The sequence below is a fragment of the Haloferax sp. ATCC BAA-644 genome (assembly GCF_000336975.1).
GTDB classification, from domain to species: Archaea; Halobacteriota; Halobacteria; order Halobacteriales; family Haloferacaceae; genus Haloferax; species Haloferax volcanii.
In genome coordinates this window covers 21,710-39,640 of sequence record NZ_AOLF01000026.1, presented here as the reverse complement: position 1 = coordinate 39,640, position 17,931 = coordinate 21,710, and the positions used below count along the sequence as shown (strand labels likewise).

The 17,931-nt window shown below is 67.3% G+C and carries 17 protein-coding genes and 1 tRNA gene; 8 read left to right on the top strand and 10 right to left on the bottom strand.

Annotated elements, in window-relative coordinates; genetic code table 11:
- From C458_RS12255 to C458_RS12235, 5 genes are all read right to left on the bottom strand, one after another.
- Nucleotides 1-442: hypothetical protein (locus C458_RS12255; RefSeq protein WP_008576086.1), on the bottom strand; the 442-nt coding region annotated here is incomplete at its 3' end.
- A 13-nt stretch (nucleotides 443-455) separates the two neighbouring features.
- Nucleotides 456-2,120: an FAD-dependent monooxygenase gene (locus C458_RS12250; protein WP_008576085.1), complete on the bottom strand. Its 1,665-nt coding sequence runs from the start codon at nucleotides 2,118-2,120 to the stop codon at nucleotides 456-458.
- Nucleotides 2,117-3,865 carry an electron transfer flavoprotein subunit alpha/FixB family protein gene (locus C458_RS12245; RefSeq protein WP_008576084.1) on the bottom strand — a complete coding sequence of 583 codons (1,749 nt, stop codon included), beginning with the start codon at nucleotides 3,863-3,865 and terminating at the stop codon, nucleotides 2,117-2,119. Before C458_RS12245 ends, C458_RS12250 begins: the two co-directional genes overlap by 4 nt.
- Before the next feature lie 2 nt (nucleotides 3,866-3,867).
- Nucleotides 3,868-4,749: an electron transfer flavoprotein subunit beta gene (locus tag C458_RS12240; protein ID WP_049896863.1), complete on the bottom strand. Its 882-nt coding sequence runs from the start codon at nucleotides 4,747-4,749 to the stop codon at nucleotides 3,868-3,870.
- 130 nt (nucleotides 4,750-4,879) lie between these two features.
- Nucleotides 4,880-5,209: a ferredoxin family protein gene (locus C458_RS12235; RefSeq protein ID WP_008576082.1), complete on the bottom strand. Its 330-nt coding sequence runs from the start codon at nucleotides 5,207-5,209 to the stop codon at nucleotides 4,880-4,882.
- A gap of 174 nt (nucleotides 5,210-5,383) precedes the next feature.
- Between C458_RS12235 and C458_RS12230 the strand changes: the two genes are divergently transcribed.
- A complete protein-coding gene (locus C458_RS12230) occupies nucleotides 5,384-5,863 on the top strand; it encodes a DUF456 domain-containing protein (RefSeq protein WP_008576081.1) in 480 nt (159 codons plus the stop codon).
- Between the two features lie 30 nt (nucleotides 5,864-5,893).
- Here C458_RS12230 and C458_RS12225 read toward each other — a convergent pair whose 3' ends face one another.
- The 4 genes from C458_RS12225 to C458_RS12210 all read right to left on the bottom strand — a co-directional run bounded on the left by C458_RS12225 (nucleotide 5,894) and on the right by C458_RS12210 (nucleotide 10,920).
- Nucleotides 5,894-6,553 (bottom strand): cyclase family protein, encoded by a 660-nt coding sequence (locus tag C458_RS12225; protein WP_008576080.1) that lies wholly within the window; start codon nucleotides 6,551-6,553, stop codon nucleotides 5,894-5,896.
- A gap of 66 nt (nucleotides 6,554-6,619) precedes the next feature.
- Nucleotides 6,620-8,332 (bottom strand): glutamate--tRNA ligase, encoded by a 1,713-nt coding sequence (locus C458_RS12220; protein WP_008576079.1) that lies wholly within the window; start codon nucleotides 8,330-8,332, stop codon nucleotides 6,620-6,622.
- Between the two features lie 189 nt (nucleotides 8,333-8,521).
- On the bottom strand, nucleotides 8,522-9,568 hold the full coding sequence (gene idsA3, locus C458_RS12215) for a geranylfarnesyl diphosphate synthase (RefSeq protein WP_004042941.1): 1,047 nt from the start codon (nucleotides 9,566-9,568) through the stop codon (nucleotides 8,522-8,524).
- Nucleotides 9,568-10,920 carry a ribonuclease J gene (locus tag C458_RS12210; protein WP_004061394.1) on the bottom strand — a complete coding sequence of 451 codons (1,353 nt, stop codon included), beginning with the start codon at nucleotides 10,918-10,920 and terminating at the stop codon, nucleotides 9,568-9,570. The genes idsA3 and C458_RS12210 overlap by 1 nt, the downstream gene beginning before the upstream one ends.
- Before the next feature lie 382 nt (nucleotides 10,921-11,302).
- Between C458_RS12210 and C458_RS12205 the strand changes: the two genes are divergently transcribed.
- From C458_RS12205 to purF, 3 genes are all read left to right on the top strand, one after another.
- On the top strand, nucleotides 11,303-11,533 hold the full coding sequence (locus tag C458_RS12205; RefSeq protein ID WP_004042938.1) for an LSM domain-containing protein: 231 nt from the start codon (nucleotides 11,303-11,305) through the stop codon (nucleotides 11,531-11,533).
- Complete coding sequence (locus C458_RS17925; RefSeq protein ID WP_004042936.1) at nucleotides 11,530-11,706, top strand: 50S ribosomal protein L37e; 177 nt, start codon at nucleotides 11,530-11,532, stop codon at nucleotides 11,704-11,706. Before C458_RS12205 ends, C458_RS17925 begins: the two co-directional genes overlap by 4 nt.
- Nucleotides 11,707-12,083: 377 nt before the next feature.
- Nucleotides 12,084-13,565 carry an amidophosphoribosyltransferase gene (gene purF / locus C458_RS12200; protein WP_004061396.1) on the top strand — a complete coding sequence of 494 codons (1,482 nt, stop codon included), beginning with the start codon at nucleotides 12,084-12,086 and terminating at the stop codon, nucleotides 13,563-13,565.
- Nucleotides 13,566-13,903: 338 nt separating this feature from the next.
- Here purF and C458_RS12195 read toward each other — a convergent pair whose 3' ends face one another.
- On the bottom strand, nucleotides 13,904-14,464 hold the full coding sequence (locus tag C458_RS12195; RefSeq protein ID WP_008576075.1) for a DUF420 domain-containing protein: 561 nt from the start codon (nucleotides 14,462-14,464) through the stop codon (nucleotides 13,904-13,906).
- 143 nt (nucleotides 14,465-14,607) lie between these two features.
- Between C458_RS12195 and C458_RS12190 the strand changes: the two genes are divergently transcribed.
- The 4 genes from C458_RS12190 to C458_RS12175 all read left to right on the top strand — a co-directional run bounded on the left by C458_RS12190 (nucleotide 14,608) and on the right by C458_RS12175 (nucleotide 17,926).
- Nucleotides 14,608-14,692: transfer RNA gene (locus C458_RS12190), tRNA-Leu, on the top strand.
- Nucleotides 14,693-14,927: 235 nt separating this feature from the next.
- Nucleotides 14,928-15,449, top strand: a complete 522-nt coding sequence (locus C458_RS12185; RefSeq protein ID WP_004042922.1) for a multiprotein-bridging factor 1 family protein — start codon at nucleotides 14,928-14,930, stop codon at nucleotides 15,447-15,449.
- 35 nt (nucleotides 15,450-15,484) lie between these two features.
- Nucleotides 15,485-16,681 carry a DHHA1 domain-containing protein gene (locus C458_RS12180; protein WP_008576073.1) on the top strand — a complete coding sequence of 399 codons (1,197 nt, stop codon included), beginning with the start codon at nucleotides 15,485-15,487 and terminating at the stop codon, nucleotides 16,679-16,681.
- Between the two features lie 99 nt (nucleotides 16,682-16,780).
- Complete coding sequence (locus C458_RS12175) at nucleotides 16,781-17,926, top strand: acyl-CoA dehydrogenase family protein (RefSeq protein ID WP_008576072.1); 1,146 nt, start codon at nucleotides 16,781-16,783, stop codon at nucleotides 17,924-17,926.
- Nucleotides 17,927-17,931 lie beyond the last annotated feature (5 nt).

Genomic DNA, 17,931 nt, shown 5'->3' with positions numbered 1-17,931 from the left:
GATGTGTATAAGAGACAGGTTGGGCGGTGTCGACCGCGTCGTGGGTTCGGAGCAGGACCTCGGCTGCCTCGCGGACCGTGAAGTCCGCGTCGAGGTCGACGCCGTAGCACCGGGCGTACATGGCGAGCCAGTCGTTCATCGCCCGGTGGAGCAGTTCGAACTCCTCGCCGGTAAACGAGACCTGCCGGTCGCCCGTCCGCGCGCGGATGTAGAGCGACACCGCCGGGCCGACGCCGTCGCGGGCGCATTCGAGCGCGCGCCGGTCAGCGGCTGACGACGGCGGCGACTCGAACGACTCCCGCGCCTCCCGCGCCTCGGCGGCGAGGGCTCTGGCGCGCTCGCCGAATCGAACGTCTTCGGGGTGGCGCTCCGCGGCCCCGCGGCCGTCAGCGACGGGGCGGGAGCCGGGGCGGGACTCAGGGTGGGCCGCGTCGCCGCTCATCGGTTCACCCCCGTCACCCCCACTTGAACTCGACGCCCTTGTCGCCGCGCGGGTGGCTCCAGTCGGTGTCGGCGACGACGGCGCAGGTGCCGCACTCGACGCAAGGCTGGGTGTCGAGGCTGACGACGCGCTCCTCGGAGCCGTTGGTGCGGACGACCTCCTCGCGGTAACAGCCGCCGCCGAAATCGACCGCCGAGACCGGGCAGGCCGCCACCGCGGCCCCGCTCGCCTCGTAGGACTCGTCGCGGAGCGTGATGTGCGGGCTGCCGATGTCGGTGTCGTAGGTCAGCCCGCCGATGCGGGCTTCGAGGTCCGGCGGCGTCACCGAACTCTGGTCGCGGACCCGCGTCCCCAACTCCTCGGCGATGACCGTCGGGAGCGTGACGTAGGGCGTCCGCGTGTCCGGCATCAGCGCCGACAGCGTCGGGACGTTGTAGAGGCGTTCGAGCCGCCCGGAGAGCGCCCGGACGCCGGCGCGCCCGACCGCCGAGGTGAGCACGCTGTCGACCACGTTGGTCACGCCGTCGTCTTCGGTGACGCCGCGGAGCAGTTCGTAGCCGCGAGGCCGGAGCTTCTTCATCACGCCCTCGCTCCGGAGTTTGCGGGCGTAGCGGGTCCCTGCTTTTTCGGGCTCGTTGCGCGATTTGGCCTGCGCGTACGACTCCGCGGCGAGCGCGCCGGCGGTGACGGCGTGGTTCATGCCCTTGATGATGGGCCCCTGCGCCTGCATCTGGCCGGCCGCGTCGCCGACGAGGAGCAGGCGGCCGAAGTGCGGTTCGCGCAGGGCGACCTTCTTCGAGTCGGGCACGAGCTTCGCGCTGTACTCCAGTTCGGTGTAGTCGTCACCGAGCCACTGCGCGAGCAACGGATGGGTCAAGAGCCCGTCCAGTAGCTCGTGCGGTTCGGCCTGTTCCGCGACGAGGCTGTCGAGGTGGAACACCGTCCCGAGCGACAGCGTGTCGCGGTTCGTGTAGAGGAAACCGCCGCCGCGGACGCCCTCGAAGAGGTCGCCAGAGAACAGGTGCGCCGCGCCCTCGTCTTCCGCCACGTCGAACCGGTCGGCGATGGCGTCCTCCGGCATGTCGACGACGGCCTTGACGCCCTGGAACCACTCGTCGGGTTCGTCCCAGTCCATCAGGCCCGCGTCGCGGGCGAGTTCGGAGTTCACCCCGTCGGCCGCGACGATGATATCGGCGGTTATCGGGTCGAGTTCGTCGAGCGTGACGCCGACGATGCGACCCTCCTCGCGGAGCAGGCCGTTGACGTGGACGCCCGTCAGCAGGCCGCCGCCGGTCTCGCGGGTCCGCTCGTGGACGCGGTCTTCGAGCCACGAGTCCATCTTCCGCCGGAGGACCGAGTCGGACCACTCGGTGTCGTGTTCGTGGAGGTCCGTGAGGTCGAACGACTCCACCTTGTCGCCGGCGATGTTGTGGATGCGGTACTTCGTGATGGGCCGCTCGGCGGCCGCCTCGCGGAAGCCCGGAAAGAGGTCGTCGATGGTGTAGGGCGCGGACTCCTCGGCGTAGATGAGTCCGCCAGAGACGTTCTTCGACCCCGCCTCGACGCCGCGTTCGAGGACGAGCGTCTCGATGCCGTAGTTGGCGAACGTCGCGGCCGCCGCCGCGCCGCCGGGACCCGCCCCGACGACGAGCGCCTCGTAGTGTTCGTAGTCGCTCATCGCGACTCACCCCGGTCGTCCGCGGCCGCGCCAGCGCCAGCGCCCCCGCCGGGCGTTCCGGCCGGCGGCGTCGATGCCGCGCGCCCCCCGTCGCTCGCCACCGCCGCCTCGAACCGACCCTCCTTGAGCGCCGTCGTCAGCCGCGGCAGCACCTCGAACAGGTCGCCCTCGATGAAGTAGTCCGAGAAGTCGCGGATGCGGGCGTCGGGGTCCGTGTTGACGGCGACGATGGTGTCGGACTCGTCCATGCCGACCTTGTGTTGGACCGCGCCGGAGATGCCCGCCGCGACGTAGAGTTTCGGCGCGACGACCTGTCCCGTCTCGCCTATCTGTCTGTCCTCGTGGGTGTACTGCTCGACGTGGCCGTCGAAGTTGAACGACCCCGTGACGATGCCGCGGGTGACGCCCACCTCGGCGTCCTCGAACTGGTCGACGAGGTCCAAGGCGAGTTCGATGCCCTTCGTCGGGTCGTCACCGATGCCGCGGCCGACCGCGACGATGACCTCGTGGCCGGTCAGGTCGATACCCCCGTCCAGTCGGTCGTAGTCGGTGACGGTGACGCGGAACCAGTCGTCGTCGAGCGGGGCGTCGTGTTTGACCACGAGGCCCTCGCGCTCGTGGTCCGGTTCGGGCACGTCGAAGCTCCCCGGGATGACCGACGCGCCCTGCGGGTGGAACTCTCGCGTCGGGTTGTCGATACAGAGGATGGTCGAATACTCGAAGCCGGAGAAGTCCGGGCGCTTCATGTGCAGGACGCGCTGGAACTCCTTTTTCTCGCCGGCGACGCCGGTCTTGACCGGGTTCGAGATGACCTCCTCCGTGATGTAGAGCCCCGAGCAGTCGCTGGCGAGGCCGGAGTCGAGTTCGGCCTGCACGAGCGCCGAGAGGTCTCGGCCGTTGTTCGTCGCCGGGAACAGCACGTACCGCGGCTTGTCGTAGTCGCGCCACGACTCGTCGCGGCCGTCCGTGACCTCGAAGTTCTGGTGGGTGGCGCCCGCGCGGGCCATGTCGCAGAATATCTCGGTGTACGGCTTGTGCTGGAAGCGTTCGAGTCGGGCGTCCTCGCGGACGACGACCACGTCCGCGCCGTGGGCGATGACCTCCTCGACGTGCTTCGACACGTCGGCGCCGATGAGCACCGCGACGACCCGCTCGGAGCCATCGTAGTCGTCGTTGTAGCTGTCCATCAGTTCGCGGGCCTTCCCGAGCATCTCCCTCGACACGTCCACGAGTTCGCCCGCCTGCGTCTCGCAGTAGACCCACATATCGCGGTAGGTTCCCCCGTGGAGCGACCGGACGTGCCGCTTGTCGCGGGTCGGGTGGTCGAGGTCCGGGTGGCGCTCCTCGGGCGTCCGGTCGTCCACCTCGATTTCCGTGTCTTCCTCGTCGCTTCCCGTCACCGAGTCGATGCGGTTGCTGATGAGCCGCTTCACCGGGTCGCGGTTCTCGCCCGCCTCCTCGCGTTCGAGGAGCGATTCGAGCTCCGAGACCTCCTCGACGCTCTGGAGGGCGTTTCCGACCTCCGCGGTGCTCATCGACGCGAGGTCCAGTCCGTCGGCGTCGGCCGGTTCCTCGTCCTCGGAGAACTTCTCGATGCGGCTCTCGATGAGCGCGACGGCCGGCGCGCGGTTCTGCCCGCGGTGTTCGGCCTGCAGAATCTCCTCTAACTCCCCGAGGTCGTCGATATCCTTGATAGCCGGGCCGAGCTCCGAAATCTCGTAGTCGCCGGGGTCGAAGTCGGTCACGCTTAGTCACCCCCCGCGGCCGCGGCGTCCCCGTCGCCGTCGCCCACCGCCGACTGCATCGCGGTCAGCACGTCCTGCATGGCCCCCGCGTCGTCGGGGTCGACCATCGTCGCCTCCCGCTCGGCCGGCGCTTTCGGAATCGGGTCCACCGACGAGACGATGGTCGGCGAGCCGTCGAGGCCGATGTAGTCCGGGTCGACGTTGATGTCGGCGTGGTCCCGCACCGTCAGGTGCTCCTCGTAGTTCTCGGCGCGCGCTCGAGTCTCCTCGCGCAGGTCCTTCAGCGTCAGGCGCTCGCCCGCCGTCCGATACGACGGCTCGAACTCGGGGTCCGCGACGACGAACGCCGGAAGCTCCGTCTCGACGGTCTCTATCTCCTCGATGTCGCCTTCGACCAGTCGCTTGGCGCGCAGGGTCCTCTCATCCTCGTCGATGTCGAGGGAGATGACGTGCGTGACGAGCGGCATGTCGAGACACCAGTTCGTCTGCGGGCCGGTGTGGCCCGTCTCCCCGTCCGCGGTCTTGAACCCGGCGAACACCACGTCCGGCTCGACGAGCGTCTCGATGCCCGCGCTGAGCGTGATGGCCGTCGCCCACGTGTCGGCGGCCGCCATCTCGCGGTCCGAGACGAGGTGGAGGTCGTCGGCGTACACCGTCTCCATCGCCTCCTGTAACACCTCCTTGTACCCCGGCGGCCCCATGCTCATCACGCTCACGCGCCCGCCGTGTCGAACCCGCGTCTGGAGCGCCGCCTCCAGCGCGAAGCGGTCGTTCGGATTCATCACTGTGGGCGTCTTCCCCCGTTCGAGATGCCCGTCCTCGTCGAACGATACCTGGCCCTCCCGGAAGTCGGGCACACCTTTGGTAAGTACCACCATGTGCATTGAGAACACTCTCCAGTTAATGCTAGCTCATATTCATAATAATCTTTTGTGCTAGGTGATTGGAACGTCTGCGCCGCTCACAGAGGTCGCTGTCGGCGTCACCGCCCGCAAAAAACCGGGGTTTCTTCCCTCAGATGCGTCCCGCTCGCCCGGGGGCGACGTCGATGGCGTCGACCGGGCAGACGTCGACACAGAGCATGCAGTCGATGCACTGGTCTTCGTGGGTCGGTTCGGCCTTGATGTCCGACTCCGGGTGCCCCGGCGTGTCGACCCAGGTGAACACGTCCACGGGACAGTCCTCCAGACACGCCCCGTCGGCGAGGCAGATGTCGAAGTCCACCGCGACGTGCGTGCCGTGGATGCCGTGTTTCTCCGGCGGGTCGACCGGTCCCCAGACGGCCACGCCGTTTTCCTCACCGACCTTCTCCCTGTTTGTCTCGAACTGCGGGTCGATAGCCATGACTCTTAGTGACATATTCCGGTAGAGGCAATAAACTATCCCCCGAACGGGCGGCGCTCCGGCGGCGCGGCGCGCGAACCGCTCTCTACTCACGCCCCGCGGCCTCGACCTCCCCCCACGTCCTCACGCGCCCACTCGGTGGGGTGAATAGCCCCCGGCCCGAACCACCCCGGTATGGACGTGTTCCTCTGGGTCGCGCTCGCCCTCCTGGTCCTCGGCGTCGTCGGGAGCGTACTTCCGCTTCTCCCCGGCGCGCTCCTCTCCGTAGTCGGCGTGGCCGTCTACTGGGTGTCGACCGGCTTCTCGGAGCCCGGTCCCATCGCGTTCGTCGGGCTCACTCTCGTCGGCCTCGTCGCGCTCGTCACCGACTACGCCGGCGGGATGGTCGCCGCGCGGTTCGGCGGCGCGTCGACCCGAACCTCGATTGTCGCCGGCGTCGTCGGCTTCCTGCTCATGTTCCTCATCGGCCCGCTCGGCATCTTCGTTGGCGTCGCTGGCACCGTCTTCGCCCTCGAATACCTCGACCATCAGGACGCGGAAGAAAGCGGTCGGCGCGCCCTCGTCGCCACCGTCGGCGTCCTCGCCACCGCGGCGGTGCAGGCGCTGTTGACGTTCTCGATGCTCGTCGGGTTCGTCCTGACCGTGGTGCTCTGAGCGCAGGCCGGTTTTCGCGTTCCCGCCGACTCACCGCTCGTCTCGCCGCCGAATCAGCCCCGTCTCCGCGTCGGCGACGACCCGCGCGGGCGCGCCGTCGGCGTCCACCCGAAGCGGCATGACGTACAGGTCGAACGTCCGGTCGGTCGGGAGCGCGTCCAACCCGCAAAGGTTCTCGACGACGAGGAGCCCCGCCCCGAGAATCGCGTGGTGGGCGGGCACGCCGTCGCCGCCGGTCGGGTCGGGACTGAGCGCGTCGATGCCGACAGACAGCCCCCGGTCCGCGCAGGCCCGCGCCGTCTCGGGCGCGAGTGCCGGGTGGTCGGCCATGCGTTCGGTCCCCCACTCGTCTTCCCAGCCGGTTCGGAACACGAGAAAATCCACGCGCGGTTCGAGGCGTTCGGGAATCGCGTCCGGGCCGATTCGACCGCGGGGTCCCGCGCCTCGACAGTCGATTGCGCGAGCGGTGAACCGGAGGTCGTCGACCGGGAAGTCGTCGAGCGTCGCGCCGTCCGGCTCGGTGTGTGCGGGCGCATCGACGTGCGTGCCCGCGTGGGTTCCGAGTTCGAGCCGCGAGACGCGGTAGCCGTCGGCCTCGAAGTCGGCGTGCGACTCGACTGCGACCGGCGGGTCGCCGGGGTACGTCGGCATCCCTGTTTCGACGCGGCGGGTGAGGTCGAGGAGGGTCATACGGCTCCTTAGGCGGGGGTGGGTAAAACGAGTGTTCGTGTCGAAAGCGACTGTCCGTCGCTCGACCTACTTGTGCGCGAAGTAGACGACCGTCTCGTCGTCGCCGCGGTCGTCCACGCGGGCGAAGCCGACGCGCTCGAACTGGACGAGTTCGTCTTCGGGCACGTCACCGAAGTCGGGTTCAGCGACGCCCGTCACGTCGCCGTCCATGGTACGCATGCGGACCGGGACGCCGTCGGACGGTGCCCAGTGAATCACGGCCACGTCGCCCTCGCGGACCACGTCGAGGTCGTCGCCGGTGGCGACGAGCGAGTCGCCCTCGCGGCGGACCGCGCCGAAGCCCTTCAGCCAGACGCGCTCGCCCTCGGCGGGCACGTCGCCCGATTCGAGGAGGACGCTGTCGCCGACGGAGATGTCGCGGGTGCCGCGCTCCTCGAAACTCGGGTGGAGCGGCGGGTGGGCGCTGTCGGGGCCGCCCTCGACGGCGAACGCCTCCCCGTCCCGAACCAGGAAGTACCGGTCCGTGTCGTCGTCGACGAGGTCGCGGTTGTTCGCGTAGACCGTCGACATCGAGAGGTCGACGTTCGAGGTGGAGGTGCCGAGGCCGACCATCGCGTCCACGATGGCCTGCCCGCGGATGCCGCGGCGGCGGAGGCTCTTGATGGTCGGCACGCGCGGGTCGTCCCACCCTTCGACCTCGCCCGCGTCGATGAGCTTCTTGATGCTTGACGTGGACATCTTCACGTCGTAGGCGTCGACCTGCACGTGGCCCCAGTGGACGACTTCGGGGTAGTCCCAGCCGAAGTAGTCGTAGACGAACTGCTGGCGCTTCGCGGAGTCCTGGAGGTCGATACCGCGGATGATGTGGGTGACGCCCGTGAGGTGGTCGTCGACGCCGGACTGGAAGTCGAGCATCGGCCACGCGCGGTAGTCGGCCGCTTCCTCGCGGGGGTGCGGCGTGTCTATCATGCGGAAGGCGACCCAGTCGCGCAGCGCGGGGTTCTTGTGTTCGATGTCGGTCTTGACGCGGAGGACCATCTCGCCCGAACTGTACTCGCCTTCGACCATGTCCTCGAACTCCTCGCGGGTCGTCTCGGGGTCCTTGTCGCGGTGCGGACACGGCTTCCCGTCGTTCTTCAGGTTCGAGAACGTCTCGCCCGAACACGAGCAGGTGTACGCGCCGCCCATCTCGATGAGTTCGCGGGCGTGGTCGTAGTACGTCTCCACGCGGTCGGAGGCGCGAATCACGTCGTCGGGTTCGAACCCGAGGTAGTCGATATCGTCGAGGATGGCATCGTACGCCGTCAGGTCCGGTCGCTTCGTCTCCGGGTCGGTGTCGTCGAACCGGACGATAAAGGAGCCGTCGTACATCTCCTTGTACGTCCCGATGACCGCGGGCATGCGGGCGTGGCCGAGATGCCACGGGCCGTTGGGGTTCGGCGCGGCGCGCATGCGGACCTCGTCGTACGCCTCGACGTTCGGAAGGTCGGGGAGCAGCGAGTCGTCCGCTTCCTCCTCGGCTTCCATCTCGGCGAGTTCCTCGGGAGCGAGGTTTTCGAGTCGCTCGCGCTTTTCGCCCGCCGACAGCCGGTTGACCTCGGCGACGACGGGGCCGATAAGGCCCGGAATCTCGCCGCCGTGCTGGCGGAAGTCGGGGTTCTCGCCCATCAGCGGGCCCATAATCGCGCCCACGTCGGCGTCGCTGTCGTGTTTGACCGCGTTGAGAAGCGCGTGCTTCTCGGCCGCTCGCTCGATGCGCTCTCGAAGCTCGTCGTCCATTACCGTTCGCTTCCGCGGCGCGCCTAAAAACAGGCCCGGATTGCGGGGACGGCTCCTCGCGCGGGCAGGGGTACGGTATATGTTAGCATTTCAGAGTAGATATGAGTTGCGGCGGGGCTCGGTGGCGGACGGTCGAAAGAAAAGCCCGCACGACTGCGGCTCGCGGTGGGCGCGGGGTGCGCCGCGCGCTCAGTAGCCGCGGGTGATGAGGTAGTCCGCGATGTCGCACAGCAGGTCGCGGGCCTCGTTGTCCGGGAGGACATCGAGCCGCGACTTGGCTTGTTCGGTGAGGTCTTCGGCCATCTCGCGGGCGTAGTCGATGCTGCCCGCCTCGTTCAGTTCGGCGACGGCGGCTTCGACGGCGTCTTCGGTGAGTTCCTCGGCCGTCTCGGCGTCGACGAGGTCGTCCACGTCGATGCCCTGCTGGCGGGCGTGAAGCGAGATGATGGTCTCTTTGTTCTCCACGAGGTCCGAGCCGCGCTGTTTGCCGAGCTGGTCGGACGGCACGGTCAAGTCGAGCACGTCGTCTTGAATCTGGAACGCGCTGCCGGACGCGATGCCGTACTGGTAGAGCGCCTCGACGACCTCGTCGTCAGCGCCCATGACGACCGCCGGAACGGCGGCCGCGGTCCCGTAGAGCACCGCCGTCTTCAGTTCGACCATCTGGAGGTACTCGTCGGGGAGCACCTCGGTGCGGCGCTCGAACTCGATGTCGAGCGCCTGCCCCTCGCAAATCTGCGTGCAGGTGGTCGCGAGCCGGCGGACGGCTTCGAGGCCGTCGGCCGGGTCAGCGCCGGTTTTCGTCAGCAGTTCGAACGCCTTGGCGTACAGCGTGTCGCCGGCGAGGATGGCGGTCGAGTTGTCGTACTCCTTGTGGACCGCCGGGACGCCGCGACGGAGGTCGTCGTCGTCCATGATGTCGTCGTGGATGAGCGTGAACGACTGGATGACCTCGATGCTCACGGCGGCGACCATCACGTCGATGGGGTCGCCCGCGAGCGTCGGGAACGCCCGGTAGTCCTCCGACATCGGTTCGACGTCCGCGAGGGACTCCGCGGTCAGGAGGGAGACGGTCGGCCGGAGGCGTTTGCCGCCGGCTTTCAGGAGGTACCGTGAGGCCTCGTAGAGCCGTTCGGGCTCGGCCATCGGTACGTCCTCGTCGAGCGCGTCGTTGACGAGTTCGCGCCGCTCGCGAATCGCCTCGAGCACCCGCTTTTCCGTCGCGTCGGGAGTCATCACTCCACCAGCTGAATCATGTTGCCGTTCCGCGTGACGTGGAGGTCGCGACCGAGGGCGTAGCCCTGACTCTCCGCGAGGTCCACGTACGGAGCGAAGCCTTTCAGGTTCTGGTGAGCCGGGATGACGTGCTGGGGCTGGAGCGCCTGCAGCATCTCGTAGTGGCCCTCCTCTCGGAGGTGGCCGGAGACGTGAATCTCGTCGTAGATGCGCGCGCCTTGCATGCGCAGGAGGCGTTCGGACTGGTAGCGCTGGCCCTCGTTCGTCGGCTCCGGGATGACCCGCGCCGAGAAGATGACCTTGTCGCCGTCGTCGATCTCGTAGGGCGTCTCGCCGCGGCCCATGCGGGTGAGCATCGCGCGCGGCTCGCCCTGGTGGCCCGTGACGATGGGCAGGTAGTTCTCCTTGCCCTCCTTCATGATTCGCTTGAAGGTGCGGTCGACGGACTTGCGGTGGCCGTACATCCCGAGGTCGTCGGGGAGGTCGACGAAGCCGAGGCGCTCGGCGGTGCCGGAGTACTTCTCCATCGAGCGGCCGAGGAGGACCGGCTGGCGGCCGATGTCCTTGGCGAACTCGACGAGCGAGGAGACCCGGGAGATGTGCGACGAGAACGTCGTCGCGACGATGCCGCCGTCGTAGTCCTCGACGGAGGTCATCACGTCTTTGAGGTGGCGGCGCGCGACGGACTCGGAGGGCGTTCGGCCCTTCCGGCCGGCGTTCGTACAGTCTTCGATGTACGCGAGCACGCCGTTGCCCTCGCGGCCGATTTCGCGGAAGCGCTTCATGTCGATGGGGTCTTCGAGGACCGGCGAGTGGTCCATGCGCTTGTCGAGGCCGTAGACGATTGCGCCCTCGGGCGTGTGGATGACCGGGTTGATGGCGTCGATGATGGAGTGAGTGACGTGGACGAACTCGAGTTCGACCTGTCCGGAGTCACCGATGGACATCGTCGATCCGGCTTCCATCTTGACGAGGTCGTTGTTGACGTTGAACTTGTTCTCGCCCTCAATCTGCTGTTTCACCAGCTCGATAGTGAAGGGCGTCGCGACGACGGGAGCGTCGTAGCGGTGGGCGAGCTTGGAGATGGCCCCGATGTGGTCGAGGTGGCCGTGCGTGGGGACGATGGCCTGCACGTCTCCTTCGAGGTCGCTCATGACCCGGTCGTCCGGGATAGCGCCCATGTCGATGAGGTCGAGGCTGTGCATCTTTTCGGTCTCGACGTTGTCGTGGATGAGGACCTGCGACAGGTTGAGACCCATGTCGAAGACGACGACGTCGTCTCCGGCACGGACGGCCGTCATCTGACGGCCGACTTCTTCGTATCCGCCTATGGTTGCGATTTCGATTTCCATGGTTTGTGTGTCTCGATATTCCGAGCATCGAAAGCCACGATGTGGCGAAGGTGCTCACGGAAAGACGGGTGTCTGGGGGCCACCGGCCCCGGCGTCTTGCAGCTCGTCGGTCGAATGACCCCGCGTACGAGACGGCCCGAACCGGTCGATGTGGGCGCGCCCGCACTTACCCGCGGGTTTCTGGTACTGAGTTCTACTCGCGGGGGTACTAAAAACTACGTGGGTTCATCGCGCCCGCACGCCCGAGATCGTGAGAGAACGTCTCACATGAGACGAGGATTCTCCCCGTTCGACGACGATTTCGACCCGGACGGTCGGATTCGACGCGACTCCGCACTGTCGGTCCGGCACATTTAAGACAACTACGAGACGGATTTGATGCATGAGCGGCCGACCCCTCGACGTCCTCGAAGCGTCACTCGACGAGCCGGTGACGGTTCTCCTCAAGGACGGAAACGCGTACTTCGGCGTCCTCGCTGGTTACGACCAGCACATGAACGTCGTACTCGAAGAAGCGCTGGACGAAGACACCGTGCCCGGGGATATCGAACTCGAGCAAGTCCAAGACACAACCATTATACGCGGCGATAACGTCGTCACCATCAAAGCATGACGGGTGCAGGAACCCCCAGCCAAGGAAAGAAGAACAAGACGACGCACGTCAAGTGCCGTCGCTGCGGCGAGAAGTCCTACCATGTGAAGAAGAAGGTCTGCTCGTCTTGCGGCTTCGGTAAGTCGAAGAAGCGTCGGAGCTACGCCTGGCAGTCGAAGTCCGGCGACAACTAACGACTCTCGGCGGTCTCCGACCGTCTCTGTCTTCTCTCTCGCCGTCTGCGGCGAGAACGAACCCGCGTTCCTGACTCCCGGTTCGTTTCCGACCCTGTGACACTCGCTAGCACCGAGTACGGCGTCCCACTCCCGACCTGCGTGCAGTTCTCACCACTTCGCTGACAACCGCTACCGCCCTGAGCCGACGTTGTCGCCGCGGCCGATGAGGCCAGCCACGGGTGCGCCGCTTCCGTTCTCGTCGGGTTACGCGCCGGCTCGTAGTCGCCGCCCCGCTCCGCAAACATATGCACTAACGTGGATATTTATCGGTTTGAGACCCCGTGGTTACTGCATAAGGACGGGTTTTTTACCCCCTCGACTCTCTATCATCTTCCATGGTAACTGGGCGGGACGACTCCCACCACCACATCGGCGGACCGACCGAGAAGTGCGGTGTCGTCGGCGTCGCACTCGGCGGTCGAGACGCCGCACGGCCCCTCTACTACTCGCTGTACGCCCTCCAGCACCGGGGCCAAGAGTCCGCAGGCATCGTCACCCACGACGGGTTCCAACAGCACAGTCACGTCCAGATGGGGCTCGTCGGCGACGCGTTCGGTGCCGACGACCTCGACGGTCTGAAGGGCGAGGCGGGCATCGGCCACGTCCGCTACCCCACCGCGGGCGACGTGTCGAAGTCGTGTGCCCAGCCGTTCGCCGTCTCGTTCAAGTCGGGGTCGCTCGGCCTCGCGCACAACGGCAACCTCGTCAACGCCGACGAACTCCGCGACGAACTGGAGAACTTCGGCCACGCCTTCACCTCCACGGGCGACACCGAGGTCATCGCCCACGACCTCGCGCGCAACCTCCTCGAGGAGGACCTCGTCCGCGCCGTCAAGCGAACGATGGAGCGCATTCACGGCTCGTACGCGCTCACAATCATGCACGACGAGACGGTCCTCGGCGTGCGCGACCCCGAGGGGAACCGCCCGCTCTGCATCGGGAAAGTCGACGACGGCTACGTGCTCGCCTCCGAGTCTGCCGCCATCGACACGCTCGACGGCGAACTCGTCCGCGACGTGAAACCGGGCGAACTCGTCGTCCTCGAACCCGACGGCTCCGGCTTCGACTCGTATCAACTGGTCGAACGCGACAACACGGCCCACTGCTTTTTCGAGCACATCTACTTCGCCCGCCCGGACTCCGTGATGAACGACACGCTCGTCTACGAGGCCCGCCGTGGACTCGGCCGGAAGCTCTGGGACGAAAACGGCGTCGACACCGACGTGGTCATGCCCGTCCCCGACTCGGGCCGCGCGTTCGCCTCCGGCTACGCCGAGGCCGCCCAAGAAGACGACGCGACCGTCGAGTTCGCCGAGGGGCTGATGAAGAACCGCTACGTCGGCCGGACGTTCATCATGCCGACCCAAGACGAGCGCGAGCGCGCCGTCCGCCTGAAGCTCAACCCCATCAAGAGTACCGTCGAGGGGAAGTCCGTCACGCTCATCGACGACAGCATCGTCCGCGGGACGACCTCGAACCAGCTCGTGCAACTCTTGTACGACGCCGGCGCGACCGAGGTCCACATGCGCATCGGCGCGCCGCCCATCGTCGCGCCCTGCTACATGGGCATCAACATGGCCACCCGCGAGGAGCTCATCGCCTCGGACAAGTCGGTCGAGGAGGTCCGCGACACCATCGACGCCGACAGCCTCGGCTACCTCTCTATCGACTCCGTGGCCGAAGTGCTCGAAAAGTCCCAAAGCGACCTCTGTCTCGGCTGTGTCACCGGCGAGTACCCCTACGACATCGACGGCGAGGAGACCGACCGCGACGTGAGCCGCCCCGTCGTCGGCGCCGAAGCGCCGCTGAGCGACTGAGTCTCACCGACTCCCGTCCGACCCACCCGACCTATCGCCACAGAAGACAGTCACCGAGAGCCGCGATGGCATAATCAACGCGGCCGTTCTTTTCTCTCGTGCCCGTCGTTCGAACCGTACTCCGACTCGCCGAGGACCGGGGTGCGAGCGGAGTACGGAGTGCGAATCGACGGGGCGGACGCCGCGGGAGGGCTCGCACGCCCCGTCACTGTGACCTGCCGGTCGCACCACGTACTACCGCCCGTCCGCACCAGCGGCCCTCGGGCCGCGCGCTCCGCAGCGGGCGTCGGACGGGTACTCCCTTCGAACGCCCGAGCGACGGCGCTCGCCGTCCCTCCTCAGTAGATGACGTAGAGGAGGACGTAGACGACGTTTCCGAGGACGAACGAGACGAGCCACAGCGAGGCGGCGACGCGGCCGAACCGAGCGTGTTCAGTTCCGAAGACTTCGGTTATCGGTCGCGTCAGCGCCAACAGCAGGGCGTAGTAGACGACCGGGACGCAGACGACGGCCAGAAGGATGTGAATCGCCAGCGTCGGGAGGTAGACGAACTGATAGACCGCGTCGGGGCCGGGGAACTCGGCGGTCCCCTGAACGACGACCTTGTAGAGATAGAGGACGAGGAACGTCGCAAACAGGAGGAACGAGGCGAGCATCATGCGCCGGTGGCGCTCGATGTCGCCGCGCCGGACGAACCGGACGCCGGCGAGGATGGTGACGATGGCGACGGTGCTGATGACCGCGTTGACGTGTGGAATCGCGTTCAGCGCGGCCGCCGGCGCGGTCGGAATCGCGGCGCGGGGAATCGCGCCGAGCGCCGCGCCGAAGACGAGCGCGAGCGACAGCACCGAGAGGAGAGCGGTCAGTCCGCGGACGTGGTCGCGTGCTCGGAACTCCATGGGCGAACTCCGGGGCCGCGAGGCCAAAATCGTTCGGTCGCCCGACCGCGGTACGACGCCTGCAAACGCCCGACATTGCCGAGGCGAAAGGAAAGTCATTTAAATTACCGCGGGGTAACGGAGAGTGCAGCAAGACACAGCGAGCGTGGGTAGCCAAGCCAGGCCAACGGCGCAGCGTTGAGGGCGCTGTCCTGTAGAGGTCCGCCGGTTCAAATCCGGTCCCACGCATCGCATGTGCGGACTCACAGTCCGCAATGAGGCGGCGTAGCCGCCGAATGATGCAGGTGACGTCCCTACACGGACATCACCCACGCACAATCCTTCCACGAAACTACACCCCTGAGAGGGACTCCTCTCTGGGTTTTTCGGTGTTCACCGGCCAGCAGCCGTGCAACCGTCGACCTCGGTCTCGGCCGCATCCCCGTGCCGCGAGTTTAAAAGGGTCGAACGAGTAACACGCGGCATGGCCAAGTACTCGACGAATCGGGGCGGTGGCGGCGGCGACGGCGACAGTTGCGAACTCTGCGGCCGAAGCACCGCGAAGCTCCGGCGCGCGAACGTGGCCGGCGCGGACCTGTTGGTCTGTCCGGACTGCGCGCCGCACGGCGAGAACCGCCACGCGGACCGAAAAAGCGGGTCGAGCGACGCCTCTCGCGACGGTTCTTCGGGGAACCGCAAGAAGCGCGCCGCCCAGCGCACCGCCAAACTGTACGACAGCGCGAAAGGCGACTCCAAACACTGGGAGGAAAAAGGGACGAACTACGAGAAAGACCGACTCCCCTACCTCGTCTCCGGCTACGGCGGCGTCGTCGAATCCGCCCGGCAGGACGCCGGGCTCCAGCTCGCCGAACTCGCGGACGAACTCGACCTCGACGAGAAGCAACTGCTCGCCATCGAGCAGGGCCGCGCCACGCGGGCGAACGTCGGGGGGTCGGCCATCCGCGCGCTCGAAGAGCGCCTCGACGTGACCCTCGTCGACGAGTAGCACGATTTTTCTCGGTCGGGCGTCTCGACGCGCATATGTCCGACTCACTCGCACCCGACTCCCCGACGGTCCGGGCGTTCGACGCGACGGTGACGCGCGTCGACGGTCGGTCGGTCGTCCTCGACGAAACGTACTTCTACCCAGAAGGCGGCGGCCAGCCCGCCGACCGGGGCGTTCTCGGCGGCGTCGACGTCGAACACGTCCGCACGGACGCCGACGGCGCGGTCGTCCACGACCTCGCGGCCGACCCTGACTTCGCCGCTGGCGACGAGGTGACTGGCGTCGTCAACGACGACTTCCGGACGTACTGCATGCGGGCGCACACTGCCAGTCACGTCCTCTACGGCGCGGGTCGCCGCATCTTCGACGACCTCGGCTACGGGGGGTTCGACATCTCCCCCGAAAAGGTCCGCGTCGACTTCGAGACCTCGACCGAGGTCGACGACGACGCGCTCGTCGAACTGGAGCGCCTCGTCAACCGGGCGGTGTGGGACAGCCGCGAGGTGTCGTGGGAGGAGATTCCCGTCGTGGAGGCCGGCGACCGCGAGGAAATCGCGTTCAACGTCAAGACCGAGGAAGGCGTCTTCTCCGAGTCCGAAACCGTTCGGGTCGTCTCCATCGACGGCTGGGACTGGGCGGCCTGCGGTGGCACGCACGTCTCGAACACCGTCGAAATCGGGCCGGTCGAGGTGCTCGGCCGGTCGAACCCCGGCGAGGGTCTCACCCGCGTCGAGTTCGCGGTCGGCGCCTCGGCAATCGACCGGCGCGCCGCGGTCCGCGGGTCCGCCTACGAGGCCGCCCGAGCGCTCGGGACGAACCTCGACGGCCTCGGAGAGTCAGCCGCCACCGCCGCGGCCGCGCGCGAAGAACTGGAGTCCGAACTCGCGGACCTGAAGTCCGAGGTACTGCGCGCTCGCCTCTCGGACTTCGAGACGGTCGAGCGCGACGGGCTGACGTGGAAGGTCGGCTCGGTCTCCGGCTTCGACGCGAACGAGGTCGGGGAGGCCGCCAAAGAGGCCCGCGACAGAGCGGCCGTAGACGTGTTCGTCGCCGTCGGCGAGTCGGACGCGCCGTTCGTCGTCGTCGCCAGCACCGGCGACGCGGCCGCCGGGGAGGTCGTCGCCGAGGTGACAGACGAGTTCGGCGGCGGTGGCGGCGGCGGGCCGACGTTCGCGCAGGGCGGCGGTCTCGGCGCGCCGGCCGACGACGTGCTGGCGTACGTACGCGACTGAGCGACGCCCCGCACAGCGACCGAGACTGTGGCGTGCTGACGCCCGACGGACGACTCGCGGTTCAATCATCTTTTTCAATGATGGTCCGTACTCACCACCATGGAAACCGTAGGGTCTGCCACGGGTCTGACCGACGAGCAACGGGCCATCCGCGACGTGGTCCACGAGTTCGCCGTCGAGGAGATTCGCCCGACCGCGCGCGAGGCCGACGAGACGGAGACGTTCCCCGAGGACGTGTGGGACGGCCTCACCGACCTCGACCTGACCGGCCTGACCGTCCCCGAGGAGTACGGCGGGTTCGGCGCCGACCGAGCCACTTACGCCGTCGTCAACGAGGAGGTCGCCTACGGCCAACTCGCCGTCGCCACGGCGCTCTCCGTGCACTGCCTCGCCACCGAGTGTATCGCCGAGTTCGCCACCGACGAGCAGAAGGAGACGTGGCTCCCCGAGATGGCTCGCGGCCGACCGGTCGGCATGTTCGGCCTCTCCGAACCCGACGCCGGATCGAACCCCGCGGAGATGTCGACGGTCGCCCGGCGCGAGGGCGACGAGTACGTCATCAACGGGAAAAAGCAGTGGATAACGAACGGCCAGCGCGGCGGCGTCTGCATCCTCTTCGCCAAGACCGACCCCGACGACCCCTCGTCGGTCACGCAGTTCCTCGTCCCGGAGTCGGCCGGCTACGAGGTCGGCAAGAAAGAAGAGAAACTCGGCCTCCGCGCGTCCGACACGACGGCGCTGCTCTTCGACGACGTGCGCATCCCCGCCGAGAACCGGCTTACTGAGGAGGGCAAGGGCCTCTCTGCGGCCTTCCGCATTCTGACCGGCGGTCGCATCGGCATCGCCTCGCAGGCCGTGGGACTCGCGCAGGCCGCGCTCGACGACGCTATCGACTACGCGACCGAGCGCGAGCAGTTCGACAAGCCCATCTCGAAGATTCAGGCGATTCGCCACAAAATCGCGGACATGGGAACGCAGGTCCACGCTTCGCGGATGCTCGTCCGCGAGGCCGCCCGCGTCGCCGACGCCGGCGACGACCCGCGGACTGCGGCGTCTATCGCGAAGTACTTCGCCAGCGAGGCCGCGGTCGACGTGACCAACGAGGCCGTCCAGGTCCACGGCGGCTACGGCTACACCACCGATTTCGACGTGGAGCGGTACTACCGCGACTCGAAGATTACGACCATCTACGAGGGAACCAGCGAGATTCAAAAAGAGATTATCGCGCGGTCGCTCCTCGACTGAGTCTG